The 22,444-nt window shown below is 62.1% G+C and carries 24 protein-coding genes; 9 read left to right on the plus strand and 15 right to left on the minus strand.

Annotation, left to right across the window (positions count from 1 at the left end):
• Window positions 1-12 precede the first annotated feature (12 nt).
• Window positions 13-792 carry a type II secretion system protein N gene (locus tag H1204_RS17520; RefSeq protein WP_180729273.1) on the plus strand — a complete coding sequence of 260 codons (780 nt, stop codon included), beginning with the start codon at window positions 13-15 and terminating at the stop codon, window positions 790-792.
• 88 nt (window positions 793-880) lie between these two features.
• On the opposite strand, the gene H1204_RS17525 is transcribed toward H1204_RS17520, so the two are convergent.
• Together H1204_RS17525 and H1204_RS17530 are read right to left on the minus strand one after the other, a co-directional pair.
• The gene (locus H1204_RS17525) at window positions 881-2,473 is read right to left on the minus strand and encodes an efflux transporter outer membrane subunit (RefSeq protein WP_180729274.1); all 1,593 of its coding nucleotides are present in this window, start codon (window positions 2,471-2,473) and stop codon (window positions 881-883) included.
• A gap of 287 nt (window positions 2,474-2,760) precedes the next feature.
• Window positions 2,761-3,126 (minus strand): hypothetical protein, encoded by a 366-nt coding sequence (locus H1204_RS17530; RefSeq protein WP_180729275.1) that lies wholly within the window; start codon window positions 3,124-3,126, stop codon window positions 2,761-2,763.
• Window positions 3,127-3,399: 273 nt separating this feature from the next.
• On the opposite strand from H1204_RS17530, the gene H1204_RS17535 reads away from it, so the two are divergent.
• Both H1204_RS17535 and H1204_RS17540 read left to right on the plus strand, forming a co-directional pair.
• Window positions 3,400-3,936, plus strand: a complete 537-nt coding sequence (locus H1204_RS17535; protein WP_180729276.1) for a MarR family transcriptional regulator — start codon at window positions 3,400-3,402, stop codon at window positions 3,934-3,936.
• A 140-nt stretch (window positions 3,937-4,076) separates the two neighbouring features.
• A complete protein-coding gene (locus H1204_RS17540) occupies window positions 4,077-5,687 on the plus strand; it encodes a DHA2 family efflux MFS transporter permease subunit (RefSeq protein ID WP_243468529.1) in 1,611 nt (536 codons plus the stop codon).
• Window positions 5,688-5,739: 52 nt separating this feature from the next.
• Here the strand turns inward: H1204_RS17540 and H1204_RS17545 are convergent, their stop codons facing one another.
• The 5 genes from H1204_RS17545 to ada all read right to left on the minus strand — a co-directional run bounded on the left by H1204_RS17545 (window position 5,740) and on the right by ada (window position 11,202).
• Window positions 5,740-6,303, minus strand: coding sequence for an OmpA family protein (locus H1204_RS17545; RefSeq protein WP_243468530.1), 564 nt, complete (start codon window positions 6,301-6,303; stop codon window positions 5,740-5,742).
• 267 nt (window positions 6,304-6,570) lie between these two features.
• Window positions 6,571-7,059, minus strand: coding sequence for a hypothetical protein (locus H1204_RS17550; RefSeq protein WP_180729278.1), 489 nt, complete (start codon window positions 7,057-7,059; stop codon window positions 6,571-6,573).
• Window positions 7,060-7,288: 229 nt separating this feature from the next.
• Window positions 7,289-8,902: a glutamate--cysteine ligase gene (gene gshA / locus H1204_RS17555; RefSeq protein ID WP_180729279.1), complete on the minus strand. Its 1,614-nt coding sequence runs from the start codon at window positions 8,900-8,902 to the stop codon at window positions 7,289-7,291.
• A 249-nt stretch (window positions 8,903-9,151) separates the two neighbouring features.
• Entirely contained in the window at window positions 9,152-10,075 is a 924-nt protein-coding gene (locus tag H1204_RS17560; RefSeq protein WP_180729280.1) for a DNA-3-methyladenine glycosylase, read from the minus strand.
• Complete coding sequence (ada, locus tag H1204_RS17565) at window positions 10,072-11,202, minus strand: bifunctional DNA-binding transcriptional regulator/O6-methylguanine-DNA methyltransferase Ada (RefSeq protein ID WP_180729281.1); 1,131 nt, start codon at window positions 11,200-11,202, stop codon at window positions 10,072-10,074. The genes H1204_RS17560 and ada overlap by 4 nt, the downstream gene beginning before the upstream one ends.
• Before the next feature lie 363 nt (window positions 11,203-11,565).
• Here ada and H1204_RS17570 point away from each other — a divergent pair, with 363 nt between their 5' ends.
• A complete protein-coding gene (locus H1204_RS17570; RefSeq protein WP_180729282.1) occupies window positions 11,566-11,979 on the plus strand; it encodes a VOC family protein in 414 nt (137 codons plus the stop codon).
• Between the two features lie 46 nt (window positions 11,980-12,025).
• Here H1204_RS17570 and H1204_RS17575 read toward each other — a convergent pair whose 3' ends face one another.
• Together H1204_RS17575 and H1204_RS17580 are read right to left on the minus strand one after the other, a co-directional pair.
• Entirely contained in the window at window positions 12,026-12,604 is a 579-nt protein-coding gene (locus tag H1204_RS17575; RefSeq protein ID WP_180729283.1) for a YaeQ family protein, read from the minus strand.
• A 521-nt stretch (window positions 12,605-13,125) separates the two neighbouring features.
• Window positions 13,126-13,467, minus strand: a complete 342-nt coding sequence (locus H1204_RS17580) for a hypothetical protein (protein ID WP_007581781.1) — start codon at window positions 13,465-13,467, stop codon at window positions 13,126-13,128.
• 531 nt (window positions 13,468-13,998) lie between these two features.
• Between H1204_RS17580 and H1204_RS17585 the strand changes: the two genes are divergently transcribed.
• From H1204_RS17585 to H1204_RS17595, 4 genes are all read left to right on the plus strand, one after another.
• Complete coding sequence (locus H1204_RS17585; protein WP_180729284.1) at window positions 13,999-14,625, plus strand: LysE family translocator; 627 nt, start codon at window positions 13,999-14,001, stop codon at window positions 14,623-14,625.
• Window positions 14,626-14,772: 147 nt separating this feature from the next.
• Complete coding sequence (locus H1204_RS17590; RefSeq protein ID WP_180729285.1) at window positions 14,773-14,940, plus strand: hypothetical protein; 168 nt, start codon at window positions 14,773-14,775, stop codon at window positions 14,938-14,940.
• A 36-nt stretch (window positions 14,941-14,976) separates the two neighbouring features.
• Window positions 14,977-15,108: a hypothetical protein gene (locus H1204_RS52650; protein WP_274608191.1), complete on the plus strand. Its 132-nt coding sequence runs from the start codon at window positions 14,977-14,979 to the stop codon at window positions 15,106-15,108.
• Window positions 15,109-15,421: 313 nt separating this feature from the next.
• Window positions 15,422-15,703 (plus strand): hypothetical protein, encoded by a 282-nt coding sequence (locus tag H1204_RS17595; protein ID WP_180729286.1) that lies wholly within the window; start codon window positions 15,422-15,424, stop codon window positions 15,701-15,703.
• Window positions 15,704-15,932: 229 nt separating this feature from the next.
• Here H1204_RS17595 and H1204_RS17600 read toward each other — a convergent pair whose 3' ends face one another.
• Together H1204_RS17600 and mnmE are read right to left on the minus strand one after the other, a co-directional pair.
• Window positions 15,933-17,114, minus strand: a complete 1,182-nt coding sequence (locus tag H1204_RS17600) for an integrase arm-type DNA-binding domain-containing protein (RefSeq protein WP_180729287.1) — start codon at window positions 17,112-17,114, stop codon at window positions 15,933-15,935.
• Window positions 17,115-17,229: 115 nt separating this feature from the next.
• Window positions 17,230-18,630, minus strand: a complete 1,401-nt coding sequence (mnmE, locus tag H1204_RS17605; RefSeq protein WP_180729288.1) for a tRNA uridine-5-carboxymethylaminomethyl(34) synthesis GTPase MnmE — start codon at window positions 18,628-18,630, stop codon at window positions 17,230-17,232.
• A 347-nt stretch (window positions 18,631-18,977) separates the two neighbouring features.
• Here mnmE and H1204_RS17610 point away from each other — a divergent pair, with 347 nt between their 5' ends.
• A complete protein-coding gene (locus tag H1204_RS17610; RefSeq protein WP_180729289.1) occupies window positions 18,978-19,400 on the plus strand; it encodes a transcriptional regulator in 423 nt (140 codons plus the stop codon).
• A 103-nt stretch (window positions 19,401-19,503) separates the two neighbouring features.
• Here H1204_RS17610 and yidC read toward each other — a convergent pair whose 3' ends face one another.
• The 4 genes from yidC to rpmH form a co-directional block, all read right to left on the minus strand.
• Complete coding sequence (gene yidC / locus H1204_RS17615) at window positions 19,504-21,156, minus strand: membrane protein insertase YidC (protein ID WP_180729290.1); 1,653 nt, start codon at window positions 21,154-21,156, stop codon at window positions 19,504-19,506.
• 30 nt (window positions 21,157-21,186) lie between these two features.
• Window positions 21,187-21,417: a membrane protein insertion efficiency factor YidD gene (gene yidD / locus H1204_RS17620; protein ID WP_007581797.1), complete on the minus strand. Its 231-nt coding sequence runs from the start codon at window positions 21,415-21,417 to the stop codon at window positions 21,187-21,189.
• Between the two features lie 73 nt (window positions 21,418-21,490).
• Complete coding sequence (gene rnpA, locus H1204_RS17625; RefSeq protein WP_035987699.1) at window positions 21,491-21,991, minus strand: ribonuclease P protein component; 501 nt, start codon at window positions 21,989-21,991, stop codon at window positions 21,491-21,493.
• Between the two features lie 35 nt (window positions 21,992-22,026).
• Window positions 22,027-22,161 (minus strand): 50S ribosomal protein L34, encoded by a 135-nt coding sequence (gene rpmH / locus H1204_RS17630; RefSeq protein WP_004198824.1) that lies wholly within the window; start codon window positions 22,159-22,161, stop codon window positions 22,027-22,029.
• Between the last annotated feature and the right edge of the window lie 283 nt (window positions 22,162-22,444).

Here is a 22,444-nt window from a genome sequence, read left to right on the forward strand (position 1 = left end):
ACGGGGTCCCGCATGAGTTTCTGGATGCGGCGATTACGCGCCGCGCTGCCCTGGATTGCCGTCGCGCTGATCGCGAACGTCGTGGTGCTGCTCGTGATGGCGCCCGCCGCCTGGGTCACGCCGCAGTTCGCGAAGGCTACGCAAGGGCACGTCAATCTCGTCGAGCCATCGGGTTCGCTGTGGCACGGCTCGGCGTCGCTGATGCTCGCTGCCGGGCCGGGCGCGGAAAGCGCGACGCTGCTGCCGGGGCGCATCGAATGGCGCACGTCGTTCTGGCCGCTGTTCATGGGCCGCGTGCGGATGCAGATGCTGCAAAGCCAGGCGATGCCCGACCCCGTCACGGTCGACGCAACGCTGCGCAGCGCGACGCTGTCGGGCGGCACGATCGCCGTGCCTGCGTCGTTGCTTGCGGGTCTCGGCGCGCCGTTCAACACGCTCGACCTGCAAGGCGACGTGCGGCTGACGTGGACCGAGTGGCGCAGCTTCAACCGCCAGGCATTCGGTCAGTTGATCGTGACGCTGAACGACATGAGTTCGCGTGTATCGCGCGTGAAGCCGCTCGGGTCGTATCGCGTGGTGTTTCAGGCGCAGGGCGGATCGGGCACGCTCGATCTGTCGACGACAAAGGGGCCGCTGCTGCTGAACGGTCACGGCACGCTCAGCGAGGCCTCGACGTCCTTCATGGGCACGGCGAGCACGACGCCCGACTCCGTCGACAATCTCGCCGGCCTGCTGAATCTGCTCGGACGCCCGACTGGGCCCGGACAGGTCGCGCTGACGTTCGTCCACTGACCTTTTCGCTTTGGGCCCGCAGAAAACACAACGGCCGCCTTGTTTGCGCATGGCGGCCGTTTGCGTTGGTGCGTGTGCCGTTTGCCGTTTAGCCCGCTGAGGTGGACGTTTTCGCAACGGGCCCGCCAGGCGCAGACGCGGGCGCAGGTGCTGCGACATCGCCCGTCTCGCGATTCATTTGATCGACTTCCCAGCCGCCGCCGAGCGCCTTGACGAGCCCGACCGACGACACCATCCGCTGCCCCGCGATGCTCGCCAGCTTCTGCTCGGCCGTGAAGGCGGTGGTCTGCGCCGTCAACACGTTCAGATAGTCGACGGTGCCCGATTTGTACTGGTTCGTGACGATCTCGACCGCCTGCTGCGCGGACTGGACGGCCTGCTGTTGCACCGTGACTTCCTGCTCGAGGATGCGCAGTGAAGCGAGGTTGTCCTCGACGTCCTGGAACGCTGTCAGCACCGCTTGCCGGTACGTGGCGACGTCCTGGTCGTAGGTGGCACGCGCGGCGTCCGTCTGCGCCTTGCGCAGGCCGGCGTCGAAAATGGTCTGGGCGAGCGAAGGCCCAAGCGTCCAGAAGCGCGACGGCATTTGCAGCAGCTGCGAGAACACAGAGCTTTCGAAGCCGCCGCTGGCCGACAGCGTCAGCGTCGGGAAAAACGCCGAAATCGCGACGCCGATCTGCTCGTTCGCCGCTGCGGCCTTGCGCTCGGCCGACGCGATATCCGGGCGACGTTCGAGCAGCGCCGACGGCAGTTGCGCGGGCGTGGCGGGCGGCACGGCATCGAGCGGCGCGGGCGGCAGAGAGAACGCGGAAGCCGGTTCGCCAACCAGCACGGCGATCGCGTGCTCGTTTTGCGCGCGCGCGACGCCGTTGTCGATGGCGGCAGCCTGCGCCGATTGCAGCTGCGTTTGCGCCTGAATCACATCCGAGCGGGCGGCGACGCCCTGCGCGTAGCGGTTCTGGGTGAGCGTGAGCGAGCGCTGATAGGCGGCGACGGTATCGTCGAGCAGCTTTTGCTGCGCGTCGAGCGAACGGATGTTGAAGTAGGTTTGCGCAAGCGTCGCCTGCGCGGACAGACGCGCGTTCGCCAGATCGGCGGCGGCGGCTTGCTGGCCTGCCTGCTGGCTCGCGACGGTACGGCTCACCTTGCCCCAGAGATCGGGTTCCCAGGTGGCGTCGAGCGACAGGCTGTAGCTGTTGCTGATCGTGCCCGAACTGCTGAGCGACGACGTCGTGCCGCCGCCCCCGCCCGTCACCGAACCGCTGAAGCTGCGGCTCGGCGTACGCGAGCGCGTCGCGCTCGCCCCCGCGCTGATCACCGGGAAGTACGCCGCGCGCGCCTCGCCAACCAGCGCGCGCGCCTGCCGGTAGGCTGCGGCGAACTGCGCGACGGTCTGGTTCGACGCGTTGAGTTTGTCTTCGAGCGCGCTCAGTTGCGGATCGTTGTAGATGGCCCACCACGCGCCGCGATCTTGCTGGTCGGCGGGCTGCGCGACTTTCCAGCCGTCGGCGGCTTCCTTGTACGAGGCCGGAATGTCGACGGACGGCCGCTTGTAATCGGGACCGACCGCGCAGCCGGCCAGCGCGAACGCCAGCGCTGCGCAAGCGGCGAGGTTCAGGACGCGTTGCCCCGCGACGTTCGCGACCGAGGCGCGTGCGCGCGAAGTTCGATCAAACTGCATGCAAATGAATTCCTGTCGATTCGGTAGGCGCCATGCGCCAGGGCGAAGTGCGGAGCGGCTGCTCGCGCGATGGACGGCGCGTGCTCGTGATGGCTCGAATGGTAGCGCACGCATTGCCCAGCAATGAAATCGAAAGAGTAATGCCGCCCGCGCTCCGTGTGTGTTACCGACGGTGAGGCGACGGTTACGCGCTGTTACGGCGCTATTTGCGCGAGTGCATGCCGCAGGCCGGAAAAAGCAAAGGCCGCCCTACGGCGGCCTTCATCCCGAAGCGATGCGCGAGACGCCTAGACGCGCGGATCGGCGGTGGTCTGCCGCGCCTGCTTGCCTGCAGCGGCGCGGCACGCTGGCGCGTCGGGGCGCGCCTGGCAAACCGTGGCGGCGGGAGCGATCGACTGATGGTTGCCCGTCGAACGGGCCTTGAGCGGAGAAGCGAGCAACGACACGGGCCTCGCGGCCCGTGTTTTGGCGCTTCGAGTGCGCCGGTGTTCGAACCACGCGAAGAGCAGCACCCCGATCGACCCGCCCGGAAGGACGAAGATCACCGCATACAGAGCCACTTTCCACCAGCGGTTGGCTCCTTGAAATGTTTGCAGCGCGGAATCGGTCAGTGAGCGGCCCAAGCCGCCGAGGGTGTTTTTCAGGTACAGCATCGCGGGAATCCTCTGTGCGCCGGTAAAAGAAGGCGCACGCAAGTGCGGTCAGAACATGGTCTCCGATGACGCGGGTCGCGTAACTCGTTGCCTGTAATAATATTGACCATGCAATCAATTTTCAAGATACTGTGCATCGCAGCATGGTCATTCGTTGTTTTTTGGCTTTGGGTTTACGCGGTTAATACGAACGATTAATTTCACTGCCTGGGCAGATACAATCCAGCACATTCACATTTGCAGCAACATCGGGCGGCTTCCAAAAGAGCATCCATGACCGACGGTCCTTACCAGCCGGAGTCGATTCATCTCGAATCGAGCCTCGGTTATTACCTGACCAAAGCGCGGAACGTGCTGGTCGAGCGCACGGATCGCGCGGTTGCGCATCTCGGGCTGACGACGCAGCAGATCGGCGTGATCCTGCTGCTTTCGTGCGGCCGGGCGACGACCCCATTCGAGTTGTCGCGGGCCATGTCATACGACAGCGGATCGATGACGCGGATGCTCGATCGCCTCGAAAAGAAAGGACTGATCGCACGGTCGCGTAGCGACAAGGACCGGCGCATCGTGAAGCTTGGCCTGACGCCGCAAGGTCAGCACGCGGCGTCGCAGTTGCCGGAGATTGGCGCGGACGTGCTCAATGAACAGCTACGCGGTTTTTCGGGCGCGGATCTCGCGACGTTGATCGATCTATTGAGCCGCTTCATTGCAAACGGCATCGATGGCGGAAACGGCGCTGTCGGATGCGAGACGGCCGCCACGTCTGGCGAAGAAGAAAGCGGATCGTCCGTTTCTAACGACGACCACTAAGGCAGCCGCGCTTCAGCGCGGTTTTGTTTTATGGATTTATCTGTCTGGGCAGAGAGTGTCGGGACATGAAAGCCGGGCGTATAGCATAGGGCTTTTTCATGTCGCGGCAAGTTTTCTCATGTGCAAGGAGAACACGCCAAATGACCGCATTGGCTTCGGCTTCCACTTCAAGCGATTCAACGGCTGACCTGCCGCTGCACGGCGGCTCGACATCCGCCCAGCCCGCCGCCCCTGCTCCGCTCACAGGCGGAAGGCTCGCGCTGCTAACCGTCGGACTCGCGCTCGGTACGTTCATGGAAGTGCTCGACACGTCGATCGCGAACGTCGCCGTGCCGACCATCTCGGGCAGCCTCGGCGTCGCGACCAGCGAAGGCACGTGGGTGATCTCGTCGTATTCCGTAGCATCGGCGATCGCCGTGCCGTTGACGGGTTGGCTCGCGCGGCGGGTCGGCGAAGTCCGGCTGTTCACGCTGTCGGTGCTGCTCTTTACGGTTGCGTCCGCGGCTTGCGGCTTCGCGCACAATTTCGAGTCGCTGATCGCGTTCCGTCTGCTCCAGGGGCTGGTTTCCGGCCCGATGGTGCCGCTTTCGCAGACCATTTTGATGCGCTCCTACCCGCTCGAGAAACGCGGCCTCGCGCTCGGCCTATGGGCAATGACGGTGATCGTCGCGCCGATCTTCGGTCCCGTGATGGGCGGCTGGATCACCGATAACTACACCTGGCCGTGGATCTTCTACATCAACCTGCCGATCGGCCTTTTCTCGGCGGCATGCGCGTACTTCCTGCTGCGCGGACGCGAAACGCAGACGACGAAACAGCGCATCGACGGAATCGGCCTCGGACTGCTGGTGATCGGCGTGTCGTGCCTGCAGATGATGCTCGACCTCGGCAAGGACCGCGACTGGTTCAGTTCGACGTTCATCGTCGCGCTCGCGATCATCGCGGTAACGTCGCTGGCGTTCATGATCGTGTGGGAGATGACAGAGAAGGAGCCTGTCGTCGACCTGTCGCTCTTCAAAGACCGCAACTTCGCGCTGGGCGCGCTGATCATCTCGTTCGGCTTTATGGCGTTCTTCGGCTCCGTCGTGATTTTTCCGCTCTGGCTGCAGACGGTCATGGGCTACACGGCGGGAAAAGCGGGGCTCGCGACCGCGCCCGTCGGACTGCTCGCGCTCGTGCTCTCGCCGATGATCGGGCGCAACATGCACCGGCTCAATTTGCGGATCGTCGCGAGCTTCGCGTTCGTCGTGTTCGCGATCGTGTCGTTGTGGAACTCGACGTTCACGCTCGATGCACCGTTCAATCAGGTGATTCTGCCGCGTCTCGTGCAGGGCATCGGTGTGGCCTGCTTCTTCGTGCCGATGACGACGATCACGCTGTCCAGCATTTCTGACGAACGGCTGGCGAGCGCATCGGGGTTATCGAACTTTCTGCGCACGCTGTCAGGCGCAATCGGCACGGCGATCAGCACGACGTATTGGGAAAACGACGCGATCTATCACCATGCGGTGCTGTCGGAATCGGTGAACGCATATTCGGCGAATACGACGTCTTATAGCGATCTGCTGACGACGCTGGGTTTCAAGGGACAGGCGGTGACGGCGCAACTGAACGAGATCGTCACGCAACAGGGCTACATGATGGCGACCAACGATTTCTTCCGCATTTCGTGTGCGGGCTTCGTGGTGCTGGCGTGTCTTGTGTGGGTTACGAAGCCCAAAAAGGGCGCGGCGGCGTCAATGGGACATTGACGCCGCCGCGGGATTGAGAGCGCTGCGGCTCCCGATGCTTCAACGAGAGAGATTACTTGCCGTCGACCTGGAGCTCGACGCTGCGGTTTTTCGCGCGGCCGATAGCAGTCGTGTTCGGCGCGACGGGCGATGCGCTGCCGTAGCCTTCCACATCCCACTTCGAAGCACGCAGGCCAGCCGTTGCCAGATAGCTCTGCACCGAACGCGCACGTGCTGCCGACAGACGGTTGTTCAGTTCGGCTGAACCCGTCGAATCGGTATAGCCGGCGATCGTCATACGTTCGATATCGACACCCTGGTTGGCCGCGATGAAATCATCGAGCTTCGCCGTGGCAACAGGCGTCAGCGTCGCGCTGCCGACCGCGAACGTCGCGTCGCCTTGCAACGTGATCTTGCGCTGCGGTGCGTGACGGACAGGAGCGGGAGCGACGACGGGAACCGGGACGGCCGCTACGGCGACGGGCGCCGGCTGGACAGGCTGCTCGACAACAGGCGTTGCGCACTGGAACGTGATTTCGCTCGGATCATTTTCCGATTTGAGATCCGACGTGATGTGATCGACCGACGAAATACGCATAGCCGGCTTGTCGCCGCAAATGCGTTTGACTTCAGCCATGCAGCTCTTGGAGCTTTCAAGCAAACCGAGACATTGGACGCGATACGCTTGAGTTCCGTTGGCCAAAGTCACGACGTCGGTGTTGTGGGCGGGCCCGGAGTAGGAAGTGCATCCCGCGATGCCGGCGATGCAAGCGATCGCCGTCAAGATACGAAAGAACATGAGACTTCTCGCAGAAGAAATTAGAGTTACGAGACGATAGGGGCTGCGGGTCTCGACTCCAATCGGAGAAGTCTTAATCAAAAATTTGCTTCGATTTGATTCGTCCTACTGCGAAACGGGTTCGCCCGTCGGCGACGAGACCGATTGACCACTCGATCCGCCCGATTGTCCGGACGGCAATGGCGCCGCCACATTCGCCGCGCCGCCGCGCACGAACTGCTTGAAGTCGGCGCCCGCTTCCCACGGGTTCGGTTTGCATCCGAGCGAGCTGTCGCAATGCGCGGCAAAACCGATCGTCGACGTGCCGTCGTTGTTCGGCGTCTTCGTGATTTCGAATGAGAGATCGCGCTTGCCGCCGTCGGGCCCCGCTGTCTGGATCAGGGTATCGGTCGCGGTGGCGACCTCGTAACGGGAATGCGTCGTGACCCACGTGCGCGCGCGCTGCCACCACGCGTCGCATTGACTCTTGCTGTCGCAGGTCAGCGGGGCGGTCGCGATCTGCATCACATCGGGATCGACCTGCCCTCGCGTCGAGCAGCCGCCGGCCGACACGCAAACCGCGACCCAAAGCGCGGCTATCAGACCTTTGTTCATAACCCGGATTCCTCCCTCGCCCATGTCGGAGCGGCGAAGCGTTGCGTTATACAGGGTTGGACCGCGACGTTGGCTACGCGTTTCATACCGCGCGCATGAAGTCAGAGCGACGTTCGGGCACCGCGAGATCTGTTGCAGCAATTTCCGTCCCCGGCTTGCGCACCATGAAAAAGGGCAGCACAAAGCTGCCCTCATCAGATGCGAGTCGCGTACGCGACGGCGTACCCGACTAAACGCTGAAGCGGTTCAACGTATAAGCGCGATACGCGGCAACGAACGCGTCGAATGAACCGACTTCCTCGCGCTCCAGCTTTGCCTGTTCGGCGAGCGATTGCGTAGCGAGCGCGGCGAACTCTTGCGTTTGCGCTGCGTCCAGCGGACGCGCGCGGAAATACTCCGCGTGCGCGACGCTCTGCGCGAGACCGAAGTCGAGGAAACTCTGCTGCTTGTCGCGCATGATCTGCAGCACGCGAGCCGACGGCGTCAACGACGCATCCGCGAGCTTGGCGCGTTGCGTCGCGACCGCGCGCGCGTGGCTATCGTCGCCGCGAATCGAATCGAGCGCAGCGGCTGCGTGATCGATTTTCGCGAGCAGTTCATTGGCCCAGTCGAGCATCTTGACGGGTTGTCCGTCGCGCACCAGTTCGAGGCCGGGCTTGCGCCCTTCCATCGTCACGCGGCCGAAGTTCTGGTTCGCTTCCGTATAGGCCGGCGGCGGCAGCGCCGCGCTTTCGTCGAGTGCGCACACGAGCAGATAGGCGTCGAGAAAACGCGCGGCTTCGAGCGAAATACCCGTCGGTTCGAACGGATCGATATCCATGCAGCGCACTTCCACGTACTGGACGCCGCGCGCCCCAAGCGCATGCAACGGACGCTCGCCCGGATACGTGACGCGCTTCGGGCGGATCGTCGAGTAGAACTCGTTTTCGATCTGCAGCACGTTGGTGTTGATCTGCACCCATTCGCCGTCGCGCTGCGTGCCGATCGCCTCGTACGGCGGATACGGCTGGCTGACGGCTTTAGCGAGCGCGTCGAGGTAGCCGGGCAGCGTGTCATAGTCGGCGTGCAGCGCGGCTTGCGCCGTGGTGTTCGAATAGCCGAGATCGCTCATGCGCAGGCTCGTTGCATACGGGCGATAGAGCGTGTCGGCGTCGAACGTTTCGAGCGTGTGCGCACGGCCGCGCAAAAAGCGCCTGTCGAGCGCCGGCGACGCGCCGAACAGATACATCAGCAGCCAGCTCGTGCGGCGGAAATTACGAATCAGGGCGAGATAGCGTTCCGACTGGAAATCGACGGCATTGGCCGTGGATTGCTGGTCAGACCGCAGCAGCCGCCACACTTCTTCGTTCAACGAATAGTTGTAGTGGATGCCCGCGATACATTGCATCGTGCGTCCGTAGCGCAGCGCGAGTCCGACCCGGTACACGTACTTCAGCTTGCCGATGTTCGACGTGCCATAGTCCGCGATCGGAATCTCGTCGTCTTCGGGCAGAACGCCCGGCATCGAGTTGTTCCACAGCACCTCGTCGCCGATGGCCGAATAAACGAAACGATGCAGCGTGTCGAGACGCTCGAGCGTGGTCGCCGCGTCGTGCTCGGCGGACGTGATCAGTTCGAGCAGCGCTTCCGAATAGTCCGTGGTCAGCGAAGGATGGGTGAGCGCCGAGCCGAGCGCGCGCGGATGCGGGGTCATCGCGAGATGGCCGTCGGATATCACGCGCAGGCTTTCCTTTTCGATGCCGCGCAAACCGGTCGTCAGCGCGTCGCGCTGCGGGCCAGAAGTCAGCACGGACAAGCGGTGCAGCAGCGCGTCGGTCGTGCGGGAGGGTGTCGTGTTTGGCATTGATGCGGGTCGAACAGGGTCGGCCGCCATGCGCCGCACGGTGCTGCTCGGCGCGGTCGACCATGTTCGGCGGAATTTTCAGTAGCGGGCACTTTAACATCTCGCCAGAACGGCTGCTTGGCGTTGCCTCAGGCCGCTCCCGCGCAGCTTGCAGACGGGCTTCGGGCGCCTGCTGCGCGTCTTCTCACTCTACGCCGCGCAGGGCCGCGAAGTCGATCGACGACGTTCGCCGAAATGTGCGGAAGGCCGCTAGCCGCCGCGTGCAGCGCCTGCCCGATCGGCGACTTCATTCCACAGATGCATCGCCGCATAGGCACGCCACGGCCGCCACGCGTCAGTTCGGGCGCGCTGCTGGTTGGGACGCACGAGCGCCGGATCGCGCGCTGCGATGGCTTGCATCAGCACGAGGTCCCAGGCGGGCCACGCGTCGGCGTCCCGCCAGGCGCGCATCGCGACGTATTCGACCGTCCATGGACCGATTCCGGGCAGCGCGAGCAACGACGCGCGCAACTGCGCAAGATCGAAGGACGCGCTGCCGATGCTGTCGATCGGCACGTCTCCGTTCGCCACGGCGCGCGCGAAGCCTTGCAAGGCGTCAATGCGCTTGCCAGGCATGCCGATCTGCGCAAGATCGACGGCGGCGAGCGCGGCGGGCGTCGGGATGCGCCACGCGGTGCTCTCGTGCGGATGACCGTCGATGCGCTCGCCGGCGCGCTGCACGATTCGTCCGATGATCGTCGTGGCGGCCTTCACGCTGACCTGCTGGCCAACGATGGTCCGCACGACGAGCTCGAACCCGGACCAAGCGCCGGGCACGCGCAGGCCTGGCGCCGCCGCGACCAGCGGCGCGAGCCACGGATCGCCCGCGAGGCTCGCGCCGATCGCCTTGGGATCCGCGTGCAGATCGAACATGCGAGCAATCGGCGCGGCGAGCGCGTCCGCGTGACGGCTCGCCGCGCCGTCGATGGTCGCGACGATGCAATGCCTGCGGGGATGCTTCCGGACGTTGAGTGTGCCGCTATCGCCGTTCCAGCCGATCGCCCGACGCCATACGCCGTCTTCGACGGCTTCGACGCCCGGCGTCGCGCGTCCTCCGAAGAAGCGGAGGATGCGCGGCCAGTCATAGGGAGCTTTGAACGGGAGTTCGAGTGTGACGGTCAATGTGGGGCTCAAGCGGCGTGATCCATGTCGGCGGTGGGATGAATGGCCTCGTGGGCGTCGCGCGATTCGCGGTGCGTCTCGGTATCGAGCAACACGGCTTTGCGCGCGACACCCCAGCGATAGCCCGCCAGCGCGCCGTCCTTGTGCACGACGCGATGGCAAGGTATCGCGAGCGCGACAGGGTTCGATGCGCAGGCATTGGCGACGGCCCGCACCGCGCGCGGCGAACCGACCGCTTCGGCGATCTGCGAATAGCTGCGCGTCTCGCCGTACGGAATGCGGCGCAGCGCTTCCCACACACGCTGCTGGAAGGCCGTGGCGGCGATATCGAGCGGCAGATCGAAACGCTGACGCGTGCCGCGCAGATAACCGTCGATCTGCTCGATGAAAGGCGCGAGCTGTTTCGGATCGTAGATCAGTTCCGCGCTCCCGAATTCGTTGCGCAGGTCGTCGACGAGCAACGCGTTGTCGTCGCCGAAGGCGATCTTGCAGATGCCCTTGTCGGTCGTCGCGACCAGCACCAGGCCGAGCGAAGTCTGCGCGCTCGCGTAGTGGACGCGCAGCCCGGCGCCTTTGCGCCGATATTCGGACGGCGCCATGCCCAGTTCTGCGGCGGCCGTATCGTACATCCGGGACGGCGAGCCGAAGCCCGCGTCGACGGTGGCGCGGGTCACGTCCGCGCCCCGTTGCAGCGCGTCGCGCAACGCTGCGCCGCGCTGGGCCGCCTGGTATTGCCGCGGCGACACGCCCACTACACGCTTGAACAGCCGCTGCAGGTGAAACGGGCTGACGTGCACTGCCTCGCTCAGTTGCGCGAGCGTGAGGCGTTGCTGCGGGTCGGCGTCGAGCGCCGCGCAGGCGCGGTTCACGATTTCGAGTTCGCGCGGCAGGCCGCCCGGCTGGCAGCGTTTGCATTCGCGATAGCCCGCGGCGCGCGCTTCGTCGGTTGAAGTGAAGAAGTCGACGTTCTCGCGGCGCGGCAGGCGTGAGGCGCACGACGGTCGGCAGAACACACCCGTCGTACGGACGCCGTAGAAGAAGGCGCCGTCGGCGGACATGTCGCGTTTCAGGACGGCTGTCCAGCGCTCGTCGTCGTTGGCGAACGTGGCGGGCGTCGCTTGGGAGAAGGCTGTGTTCATCGTTTGCCCCGGGGACGGTTTTGATGCTTACCACTTTAGCGGGCAGGTTCACACAGTACGCTCCGCTTCTTGCTGTGTCATTTGGGCCGCGCGACGGGGAGATTTTTCCCATATATCGGGAGAATCTGCCCCTTAAAAAAGTTGGGGTTTTCCCTTAAAAAGTTATTGCGTCGCATCAAGCCGGCGTGTATAGTGGTTCTTGTCTCCTCCATGTCTCCTCCTGATATGGATTCAGCCCGCTCCAATCGAGCGGGCTTTTTTTTGCCTCATCGTTTTGCTCCCCGGCTGGCTGTCGCCATCTTCGCGCGCAATTCCTTCTACACTGAGCTCTTCATCGGAACCTCAGAGACGGGACGCCGCGCCATGAAATTCCAGATTCTCGATATCGATCACGTCGTCATCCGCGCTACTAATCTCGACGCGATGACGCGCTTTTATCAGGACGTACTCGGTTGCACGCTGGAGAGGGAACAACTCGAAATCGGGCTGATTCAGCTGCGCGCGGGACGCTCGTTGATCGACCTGTTGCAGGTTGGCGGAAAGATCGACCGGCCGGAAAGCGGTACGCCCGGCGCGGGGCGAAACATGGATCACGTTTGCCTGCGCGTCGAGCCTTTCGACGCGGGCGCGTTGAAGACATGGTTCGCCGCGCAAGACGTGCGCATCGGCGAAGAGGCGCAGCGTTACGGTGCGGATGGTTATGGACCGTCGCTGTATCTGTTCGATCCGGAGGGCAATATGGTCGAACTCAAAGGCCCACCGGCTGATAAGCCTTGATTGCCGCACTCGGTTTTTGGTACACAGAGCGTGCAACTACCACCGCTCAGCGGCCACCGTGCGCAGCGGGACGCGCGTTCGCCGCAGCCTTGAGCACCGTCCATTCGACAGGAACGGCGTCGGCGGTTTCGCTGCCTAGCCAGGCCGCGTGATCCTGAACTGTGCATTGGAGTCGCATCGTCCGTTCGGCCAGCGCGGCCAGCGCCGGCGCGACGTTTTCACCGAGCGTCCAGACGGTCACGTTGCGCAGGCGTTCGACCTTGTTGCGCACGCCTTGCCACCAGATATCCGAAGTCCGGCCGCCATACGCGATCACGATCACTTCGTTCGCCCGCCCGCTCGCCTTCGCGATCCGGCGTTCGTCCGGTTGACCGACGTCGATCCAGGTGTCGATGGCGCCTGTCAGATCCTTGGCCCACAGATCGGGTTCGTCGATGTCCGACAGGCCCTTGCAGAATTCGAGGCGCTCTTGCGCGAACAGCGCGAAAGCGGCGACGCGGACCATCATCCGTTCGTTCGTTTCCGACGGGTGCAGCGCGATCGTCAGCGAATGGTCCGCGTAGTAGTGCCGGTCCATGTCGGCGATCTGGAGGTCAGCCTTATAGATTGTCGATTTCAGAGCCATGCTACAACCTGGTCCCGCGAATGCGGACCGGAGAGTGAATAGAGAGTCGGCGTACCGTGCCATGATCGTCCCCTGCCTTGCAGCGGTGGCGCCTCGGTCGCGCGTCTCGCCGATGAAACACATTTGCCGGATTGCCGCGACGTCAGGCCGTAAAGCCTTGTCGCGTCAACCTTCCTGCTTTCGCTTGCCTTGAAAGCAGCAACATATGTGCCGAGTCCGCGCTATCGAGCCATCGCGCGCGTTTCGCGTCTGGCTGCAAGGTGGGACCGTGATGATACCGAATATGCGGGCGCAGCATGACAGCCTGATGTGGCCGCCGGGCGCGGGTGATGAGCGAATGGAATCAGTGGACAGGTTTCGCGCAGCCGATCGGCGCGCTAGCGTCGGAGCGAAGGGTCAGCTGAAAAACGATGATGGCCAGGTTAAAACCTGGCCATGCTGAGACACGAAAGGAATGCTTTCGTTGGGATGTTTGTATTCACCCGACATTTTCTGTCGGGTGCAATCCAACTTTTAAATGCTTATTGCTTGATGAATCGGTCGTTGGTCCAAAGGCCTTGCGTATCGCTATTGCCTGCGTTGACGAATTCGACGTCATGCCCAACCACGCGGACTACACGAAAATCCGAATGCTCCGGCGTGGAAATGCACTGATAACCGGAGAAGAACTCTTGCATTTGCTGTTGCTCGCCGGCTTGCGCGTGTTGCGTGACGGCGTCGAGTTTGTCCTTCGACAGGCAGCCATACGAATTCGCCTTGAACTGCACCGTTTGCTGGGGCTTGATCACGACGTCCTGCGCCTGCGCGCCTGCTGCTGCGAATAGACCCGTCAGCGCGAAAAGAATGGCGACTCGCTTGTTCATGGTTACCTCCTTGCGGGGTATATCTCAGGTTAGCTATGTGTTTAACTGCCGGAAAACAAGCACGCCTTTTAATCTAGACGTAACGTTTTGAACGGCAAGCACATTTTGTGTGCGCTTGCAACAGTGACTAAATGTCGCACTGCGTTCGAGCACGAATTGATACCGCCCTAATGACGTAATTCCGCGGGTATTAGGCAGATTGCGAATTGCGATTGAAGGCGTAAAGGCTTAGTGGATAATCTTTTGCGGACGTGATCAGCGTTTACGCTTAAAGGGTTTTTAAACCGTTTGCGATAAATGGTTAAGCCATTGATGCATTGCACACAAAGTCATTCGTCCGACTCATGAAAAACAGTTGCGAAATGAAGCGAATGCGGAATAAAAAAGATGCCTGAGGGCGGTGCGCTCCGTCTTCCTGAACAAACTCAAACTCGCGCTTGCACGAACGCCGTGTTCGTGGATAAATCGATCGGCCCAAAAACACGAACGGAGCGACGCGCCGAAGCGCCGAGTCCGGTCCAGGAGACTTTCATGACACTTGCACACTGGCTTCCCTTTGCCATCGCCTCCGCGATCCTCGTAGCGATTCCCGGACCTACCGTGCTGCTTGTAATTTCTTATGCGCTTGGCCACGGCCGTCGATTTGCCATGGTGACGACCGCGGGCGTCGCGCTCGGCGACCTCACGTCGATGACTGCGTCGATGCTCGGGCTCGGCGTGATTCTCGCCGCGTCTGCGACGCTGTTCACCGCGCTCAAGTGGCTCGGCGCAGCGTATCTGATCTATCTCGGCATCAAGCTGTTGCGTGCTCCCGTGTCGACGGCCGACGCGCCGGCCACAGCGGAGACCCGCGCGAGCCGGATCTTCGCGCACGCGTATGCGGTGACGGCGCTCAATCCGAAAAGCATCGTGTTCTTCGTGGCGTTCGTGCCGCAGTTCATCGATACGCAAGTCGCCACGTGGTCGCAGATTGCGATTTTCGAAGCCACTTTCGTCGCGCTCGGGACCTTGAATGCGTTGGGGTATGCCGTGCTTGCGTCAGCTGCGCGGCGCGCGATCCGCAGTCCGCGCGTGCAGCGCGGGGTCAACTGCACAGGAGGCACGCTGCTGATCGGCGCGGGACTTCTGGCCGCGGCATGGAAGAAGTCGACAGCGTAAGCGCGTCTGTTCGGCGGAACGCGACGCGCCGGGCGCGCTACTTGCATCACTCGAATCGCGCACATGGTGTGCGTGGTGGATCACACGCAGTGACGGGCAGCACGCCTACAATGAAATTGTCGCTGTTCCATCGATCAGGAGGTTACTGTGATCGAGCATCTGATTCTGGGCGCGTTTCTGATCGTGCCGCTTATCATCGTCGCGTTTCTGTTTTCCGACGAACTCTGGCAGGAGCATCGCCAGGTCTTGCACGATGACGACCATCACAGACGGATGGACTGGCGGCATCCGATTCGCAGCCTGCTGCATCATTAGACGGGTTGACGGTATCCGGAGCGAACGGAGGCTGATGTGTTGGCCTACTCTTTCTCGTGGACCGAGTACTGGCTATTCATGCTGGCGCTGATCGTGGTCAGCGTCGCGTTGACCTCGCTTTGCGGTTCGGTGCCGCGCGCGCCCGAGCCGCCGGAGGATGACGCTTAGGTTCTTTGCGCGCCCGGTTTTGTATTCCTCACCTGAATTTCCTGTTCTTCGCAGCGCGTCGTTTTGCGGACGCGCTTCATCTCATTCGCCCGTGCATCACGTCATCAAACTGACGCCCAAACATCATTCTGTTCCCCCGATTGTCATGCGACGCGCATGCGTACGCTTGAGGCAATGCGATGTCGTTCGTTTGTGGCCCGACATCGCCGGGATACCTATTTGTTTGCATAGGTAGTGACTGGCTGAAATCCGGCTAAAGTTAATCATCAGATGTAAAAAACTTTGGCCTTGTCGAGACGTCACAGGGGACGGCATGAACCGATTGATCGATCAGGAAATCGCGCACATTTCGCGTGTCATGTGGCCATCGCTGCTTGGGGACATGGGCGGCACGATTCTTACTTCGGAGTACTGGCGCATGAGGTTGCACGCGCTCCTTGACGCCCCTTCTCTCACCAAAGTCCAACTGTGCGCCCTCGACAGTCTGCTGCTCCGGCTCGATCACTACGACCGGCATGGCTCAGATGTCTACTCGGCGCCTGTCCCCGAGGTATCCGGCGAGCATGGCGTCGAGCAGGTAGCTTTGCACGGGTGATGTTTCGGGGGACGGATCTCCGGCCGTAACCACGGCTTTATCGCGGAAAGACTTTCTGCATAAGGAATCCAGACCCATTAATTGAATCGTGTGTACCTTAAAATCGCCTCCCGGTCGACCTACACGGTGAATCGATCGAAAACCTCCTTTAATGCAACTATTTCCTTGCTGAACGGGCCTGTGTGCGCAGGCGATTCGACGCTGTGTACCAATAAGTCGGCGTTTAGGGTCAGCGCATGCGCATCGGTGAACCTGCTTGCTGTCCTACCTGCGCGTCGACGTAATCGGCCCAGAGCTGCATCTCGCGCACAGTGACCGCGTTCTTGGCTTCTGCAAACGCATCGTCGCCGTCTGCCGATTTCAACAAATCGTGCAAATGACTCAACCCCGTGCGGCGGAAATCATGGAGTACGAAATGTTCGCCCTCCAGCCCAAGCGTTTTGGCGGCCTGATTCAGCGTGCCCTTTGCAATCGGTCGATCGTCGCTACCTCGCGTCGACGGGAAGACATAGTCGCGACTGCTTCTGGAGTCGCGTAATTCGCGCAACATCGTCAGCGCCTGACTCGACAAATAAACACGACGCTCGCGGCCGTTGTTCGCACGCGCGGCGGGAATGGTCCAGACACCTGTGTCGAGATCGAATTCGCTCCACGCCGCTTCGATCAACTCGGATTTATTGACCATCGTGAGCACGAGCAGATGGAGCGCGAGCTTCAGAGGCCGTCGAATGCTTGACGTATGGATCGTACGCAGCAACGAGCCGATTTCGCTTCCCGTCAGCACGCGCGAGCGGCCGCCCTGCGTCGCGATCGTGCGCGCGGCGATGGCATCAGCGGGATTGACCGTCGCGAGCTGCCGCGCGATCAGAAACGCGAACAGCCGCTTTGCGACATTGCGCGTGTGGAGCGCCATCTGCGGCGCGCCCCGACTCTTGATTGCGTCGCAGATCGACTGGATATCTTCCGTCGTGACCTGCGCGATGGGTTTGTGCCCGATTGCGGGGAGGATGTCCTTGTCGAGCGCGCGCTGCGTCGTGCGTCGATACTCGTCGGATTTGCGGGCCATCGCCGACGTCACGTAGAGCTCGGCGCCGTCGCGCAGCACATCGACGCGTTTTTCGGCGCCCCTATCCTGTCTGGCTATGGACACGGGCGACAAGCCCTGCCCGACGATCTCCGCATACTTCTGCGCTCTGGCTCGCGCGACGCGCAATGACATCAGCTGATAGTCGCCGATGGTGACCATCGGTTGTCGACGCCCGTTGAGCGTATAGCGGAAGCGCCAGACCTTCCTTCCGGTCGGCATGACTTCGAGGATGAGACCGTTGCCGTCGGCGACGCTGTAGCGCGCGGCGCGCGGCTGCAGGGTGCGGATATGAGATTCGCTGAGTGGCGTCGCGAGTTTTGGCATGCTGGCGGGTTCGGTACACAGGGTGCATTAGATACACAGTTTACAGATTTGTGTACCAAAAACCAGCCTCAATAAAAGTGCTGTAAAGCCATTTAAACGTCCAATCTGACGACACCTACTTGCCGATACAAAACCTGCTGAAAATTACACCGAGCAGGTCGTCGGAAGTGAATTCGCCGGTGATCGAATTGAGTTGATCCTGAGCCAGTCGCAACTCCTCAGCGAACAGATCGAGAGCTTGCGCATTCTGATCAGCGTGTTCTGCGGCGAGCCCCAAATGTTCTTGCGCTGCTCTAAGCGCAATCAGATGCCGCTCGCGCGCCAGATAAACGGTTTCCGCGCCGGCTTGCCAACCCGCGATGCGCAGTAGTTCGCCACGCAGCAAGTCAATCCCGTCGCCCCTTTTTGCGGACAGGCGAACCTCGCACGAATCGCCGTCGTCCGTCCCATTCAAGCGCGTGACGCCCGGTGCAATTCCCGTCAAATCCGTCTTGTTCATCACTCGCACGACGGGCACGCCCATCGGAAAACGCGCGGCGATCGAATCGTCGTCGGCGGTCATGCCCGAGCGGGCGTCAAGCAGATGTAGCACGACATCGGCGCGCTGGATCTCACCCCACGTCCGCTCGATACCGATCTTCTCGACCTCGTCTTCCGTCTCACGCAGCCCCGCCGTGTCGATCACATGCAGTGGAATGCCTTCGATCTGTATCGTCTGCGCGACCTTGTCGCGGGTCGTGCCCGCAATCGGCGTGACGATCGCGAGTTCCGCGCCCGCGAGCGCGTTCAGCAGCGACGATTTGCCGACGTTCGGCTGCCCGGCCAGCACGACGGACAAGCCTTCGCGCAGCAGCGCGCCCTGCCGGGCTTCGCTGAGCACCAGCGCGAGACGTTCGCGGATGCGCGCCAGCTTGCCGCGTGCGTCGGCGGCTTCGAGAAAATCGATTTCTTCTTCGGGGAAATCGAGCGTCGCCTCGACGAGCATCCGCAACGTGATCACCTCTTCGACCAAAGCATGGATATCGCGCGAAAACGCGCCTTCCAGTGAGCGGCCAGCCGAGCGCGCGGCCGCTTCCGTGCTGGCTTCGATCAGATCGGCGACGGCCTCCGCCTGCGCGAGATCGAGCTTGTCGTTGAGAAACGCGCGACGCGTGAACTCGCCCGGTTCCGCAAGCCGCAGACCGAACGCGCGTCCGGCATCGATGCAGCGCTGCAGAACCAGCTGGAGCACGATCGGGCCGCCGTGCCCCTGCAACTCGAGCACATGCTCGCCGGTGTAGGAGTGCGGAGCCGGAAAATACAGCGCGATGCCCCGATCGAGCGCGTTTCCGCCGCCGTCAAGAAACGGGACGTAGCTCGCGTGGCGCGGCGTCAGGGGTTGCCCGGTGAGCGCCTGCATCATCGGCTGCGCGGCCGCTTCGCCGGCGCGCCCGAACGAAATCCGCACCACACCTATCCCGCCGCGGCCGGGTGCTGTGGCAATGGCGACGATCGGATCGGAATCGGTTGCGAGCATGTCGGAAGCGGCAGAGAGGAGTAGGAAAGTAGCGCACTGGCCGTGCGCTGAACGCCTGGCATTGTAACGCGGGCCTTTCGGGTGTTAGCCCACGGACCTCGTCGTCATGCGCGAACGAGAAGTTTCAGATTTATCTCAATTAAGCTAAGAAATTCCTGCAAGCACAGATAGAGGAATTCGGACGCTTCGTGTAGTCTAAGCCCTACAGATCAACGCACAGCGGACTCTGGAACCTTTTGACGAGGGCTTCCGATGGGCTCCTGTAGCGAGATAGGCAAATCTCAGACACATGAAATGTAGCGTGTATAGTTGTCTACCTGCGATGCGACGGACTGCACAATCTGCCGATGCCAACCGTCGAAGAAAAAGCGGCTTTTGCCGAGCGACTCAAGTTCGCGATGAGACGCGCCCCGGAAAAACTCAAGGGCGGGACCGATCTCGCATTGCATTTCAATCTGCGCCATCACGGCGATCAGCCCGTGTCACCGCAAACGGTGCACAAGTGGCTGAGCGGCCGCACGATCCCCACTGACGACAAGTTACGCACGCTCGCGGCGTGGCTCGAAGTGGACGTCCATTGGCTGCATTACGGGCCTTCACCGGGAGGATCGACGCGGAATGTTCCGAAGCCGTTGACGCGCGGCGAGAAGTATCCGCTTTCGCCCGAGACGCTCGAACTGGCGTCGAAAATCGAATCACTGACGCCGCATCATCGCTATCTGGTTCAGGAACTGATCTCGCAGTTTTACGGCGACGCTGATAACGCTTAAAAAATCGCAGACGTAAAAAAACCGCCCGGCTGAAACCGGGCGGTTTTTTTTACGTTTACATCGAATCGGATTGGAGGATTATCCGTCCGATCCGAGCGATTGATCAGGCAGCCTTTCGCTTTTGCCCCATCATGCGCGTGATGTAGTACTGCTGCGCGATCGACAGCACGTTGTTCACGACGTAGTACAGCACGAGGCCTGCCGGGAAGAAGAAGAACATGACCGAGAACGCGATCGGCATGAACATCATCATCTTGGCCTGGACGGGGTCCGGCGGCGTCGGGTTGAGCTTCGTCTGAACAAACATCGAGACGGCCATCAGCACCGGCAGGATGAAGTACGGATCTTGTTGCGACAGATCGTGAATCCAGAGAACCCACGGCGCGCCGCGCATTTCCACCGACGACAGCAGCACCCAGTAGAGCGAAATAAACACCGGAATCTGAATCACGACGGGCAGACAGCCGCCGAACGGATTCACTTTCTCAGTCTTGTACAGCTCCATCAGAGCCGCGTTCATCTTCTGCGGATCGCCCTTGAAGCGCTCGCGCAGCGCTTGCATACGCGGCGTGATTTCCTTCATGCGGGCCATCGACTTGTAGCTCGCGGCCGACAGTGGGAAGAACACCGCCTTGATCAACAGCGTCAGCAGCACGATTGCCCAGCCCCAGTTGCCGACGTAGCTGTGGATCTTTTCGAGCAGCCAGAACAGCGGCTTCGCGATGATCGTCACCCAGCCGTAGTCCTTCACCAGTTCCAGACCCGGTGCGATGCCTTCGAGCATGCGCTCTTCTTCCGGACCGGCGAACAGACGCGCGGAGACGTCGACCGTCTTACCCGGCTCGATCGTCTGCAGCGGCTGCTTGACGCCGACGCGATACAGCGACGGATCGATCTTCTCGACGTAGATATCGCGTTTAACGCCTTGCTGCGGAATCCACGCCGACGCGAAATAGTGCTGCACCATCGCGACCCAGCCATTGTCGGCGGAGGTTGCGTAGTCTTCCTTGTTCTTGTCGATGTCGCCGAACGTCAGCTTCTGGAAGTGATGCTGCTCCGTGTACACAGCCGGCCCGATGAACGTGTGCGAGAAGCGCGGCGTTTCGACAGGTTGGCTGTCGCGCACGAGTTCCATGTACGCGGTCGGCTTGACGGGCGTCGTGCCGACGTTCTGGATCTTCGTGTCGACGTCGATCACGTAGCTGCCGCGCGTGAAAGTGTAGGTCTTCACGACCTTCAGGCCACCCTTTTCCGGCGACTCGAACGACAGCTTCAGCGTATTGCCCGTCATGTCGGTCGCCTGACCGGGAACGGGCGTGAACACGTCGGTGTGGTTCGGGAAGTCGCCGCCGAGCAGGCCCGTGCGCGCGAGATACGTGTGATCGGCCGTGTGGTCGAACAGCGTGATCACCTGATCGGGCTGCTTGCCCTCGCCCGGCTTGACCAGCGTGAGCTTGGACAGCGTGCCGCCACGCGTGTCGATCTGGCCGCGGTAGACGTCAGTGCTGAACGAAACCAGCTGGGCCTGCTGTGTAGCGGGTGCCGTCGAGCCGGGCGCCGCGGCGCTCGTCTGCGGCAAATCGGCCGGTTGGCTTCCCGCCGCCGCCGAACCCGGCGCAGCGGGAGCTGCCGTCTTGGTCTGCGTCGCGCTCGGGAAGAACATCGACGGGCGTCCATGGTCGCGCTGCCAGTTGTCGAACAGCATGACAGCTGACATGAAGAAGATGACCCATAGGACGGTGCGTTTGATATCCATGCGTTGTCTCAGTGTCGATGGCACAGCGCGTCAGCGCTTCTTAGGAGTTGGAGGCGGGACAAGATCGATGCCGCCCGCCGAAAACGGGTGACAGCGGCACAGGCGCCTGGCGGCGAGGTAAGTACCACGCGCGGCGCCATGATACTGGATTGCTTCGCGCGCGTAATCCGAACAGGAGGGATAAAAACGGCACCGATTGCCGAGCATGGGACTCACGGCAATCTTGTAGAAACGCAGCAAGGCGAATAGTACCGTTTGCATGACTAGTGCGGCCCAACCGCGCCGCCCGATGAGAAGCGCCGCAAGACTGCCGCGCGTGTGGACTGCGCGGGTCTCATGGCGCGGCTGGCGGCGTGTCGGCCGCCTGTCCTGCCGATGCTGCCGGTGCTTCGCGACGGGCGATTTCGCGCGCCGCCTTGTCGAGCAGCACGTCGATTTCGCCGCGGCACAGCGCTTTCAACGGCGGCGACGATCCGCTGGGCATCGCCTTCCTGTCGAATTTGGCGTGCAGGCGCAGCAACACGTCCCAGCCGCCGAACTCCGCGCGACGCAAGCGAAACGCTTCGCGCGCGAGACGCTTCACCAGATTACGCGTGACCGCGCGCGGCGCATACTTCTTGCCGATCACGAGGCCGAGCCGCGCTTCATTGCCCGTGGGCCGCGCATACACGACGAAGTGAGCCGTTCGGCGCCACGGGCGCAAACGAAAAACGGATGAAAATTCATCCGTTTTTAGCAGCCTTGCGGCTTTGGGAAAGGCTGCGGACGCCTGCAACGGAACGACGTTCTGATGCGGCGCGTCTGCCGTTCCCGCAGCGTCACGGGTGTCGGACACAGCGCGCACTCGGCTTGACCGCGTATCAGCCTGCCTTAGATGGCGAGGCGTTTGCGGCCCTTCGCGCGGCGTGCGTTGATGACTTTGCGGCCACCAGCGGTCTTCATGCGAACGCGGAAGCCATGGGTGCGCTTACGGCGCGTCACGGAAGGTTGGTAGGTACGTTTCATGTTGCTCTCACTTGTTGAGAAATAACCGCGCGAGCATCGCTGAAAGTGCAATGGCCGGTGGTTCGAAAATTGGTTTTCGCGGAACCCGCTATTTAAACCGGTTTTCTCTGAGTCGTCAATAGTTTAGGGCGATGATCCACAGGCGGCGATTGCGGGCGGTCTTTGATCGGGCCCTGTGGATAACTCACTTTACGCGCCGTTTTGGCGGTAGAATCTCGCCTTACTTCCCAAAAATCTCGCACGCCGCCCCGGCCCGCTTGACCCCGCAAACTCTTGTGGCACA

It is taken from the genome of Paraburkholderia sp. PGU19 (assembly GCF_013426915.1).
In the GTDB taxonomy this organism is placed as follows: domain Bacteria; phylum Pseudomonadota; class Gammaproteobacteria; order Burkholderiales; family Burkholderiaceae; genus Paraburkholderia.

Bases quoted from the DNA above. Each gene is read 5' to 3' on its own strand.
- H1204_RS17520 (WP_180729273.1), top strand. From the start codon at position 13: ATGAGTTTCTGGATGCGGCGATTACGCGCCGCGCTGCCCTGGATTGCC.
- H1204_RS17525 (WP_180729274.1), bottom strand. From the start codon at position 2,473: ATGCAGTTTGATCGAACTTCGCGCGCACGCGCCTCGGTCGCGAACGTC.
- H1204_RS17530 (WP_180729275.1), bottom strand. From the start codon at position 3,126: ATGCTGTACCTGAAAAACACCCTCGGCGGCTTGGGCCGCTCACTGACC.
- H1204_RS17535 (WP_180729276.1), top strand. From the start codon at position 3,400: ATGACCGACGGTCCTTACCAGCCGGAGTCGATTCATCTCGAATCGAGC.
- H1204_RS17540 (WP_243468529.1), top strand. From the start codon at position 4,077: ATGACCGCATTGGCTTCGGCTTCCACTTCAAGCGATTCAACGGCTGAC.
- H1204_RS17545 (WP_243468530.1), bottom strand. From the start codon at position 6,303: ATGGCTGAAGTCAAACGCATTTGCGGCGACAAGCCGGCTATGCGTATT.
- H1204_RS17550 (WP_180729278.1), bottom strand. From the start codon at position 7,059: ATGAACAAAGGTCTGATAGCCGCGCTTTGGGTCGCGGTTTGCGTGTCG.
- gshA (WP_180729279.1), bottom strand. From the start codon at position 8,902: ATGCCAAACACGACACCCTCCCGCACGACCGACGCGCTGCTGCACCGC.
- ada (WP_180729281.1), bottom strand. From the start codon at position 11,202: ATGAACACAGCCTTCTCCCAAGCGACGCCCGCCACGTTCGCCAACGAC.
- H1204_RS17570 (WP_180729282.1), top strand. From the start codon at position 11,566: ATGAAATTCCAGATTCTCGATATCGATCACGTCGTCATCCGCGCTACT.
- H1204_RS17575 (WP_180729283.1), bottom strand. From the start codon at position 12,604: ATGGCTCTGAAATCGACAATCTATAAGGCTGACCTCCAGATCGCCGAC.
- H1204_RS17580 (WP_007581781.1), bottom strand. From the start codon at position 13,467: ATGAACAAGCGAGTCGCCATTCTTTTCGCGCTGACGGGTCTATTCGCA.
- H1204_RS17585 (WP_180729284.1), top strand. From the start codon at position 13,999: ATGACACTTGCACACTGGCTTCCCTTTGCCATCGCCTCCGCGATCCTC.
- H1204_RS17595 (WP_180729286.1), top strand. From the start codon at position 15,422: ATGAACCGATTGATCGATCAGGAAATCGCGCACATTTCGCGTGTCATG.
- H1204_RS17600 (WP_180729287.1), bottom strand. From the start codon at position 17,114: ATGCCAAAACTCGCGACGCCACTCAGCGAATCTCATATCCGCACCCTG.
- mnmE (WP_180729288.1), bottom strand. From the start codon at position 18,630: ATGCTCGCAACCGATTCCGATCCGATCGTCGCCATTGCCACAGCACCC.
- H1204_RS17610 (WP_180729289.1), top strand. From the start codon at position 18,978: ATGCCAACCGTCGAAGAAAAAGCGGCTTTTGCCGAGCGACTCAAGTTC.
- yidC (WP_180729290.1), bottom strand. From the start codon at position 21,156: ATGGATATCAAACGCACCGTCCTATGGGTCATCTTCTTCATGTCAGCT.
- yidD (WP_007581797.1), bottom strand. From the start codon at position 21,417: ATGCAAACGGTACTATTCGCCTTGCTGCGTTTCTACAAGATTGCCGTG.
- rpmH (WP_004198824.1), bottom strand. From the start codon at position 22,161: ATGAAACGTACCTACCAACCTTCCGTGACGCGCCGTAAGCGCACCCAT.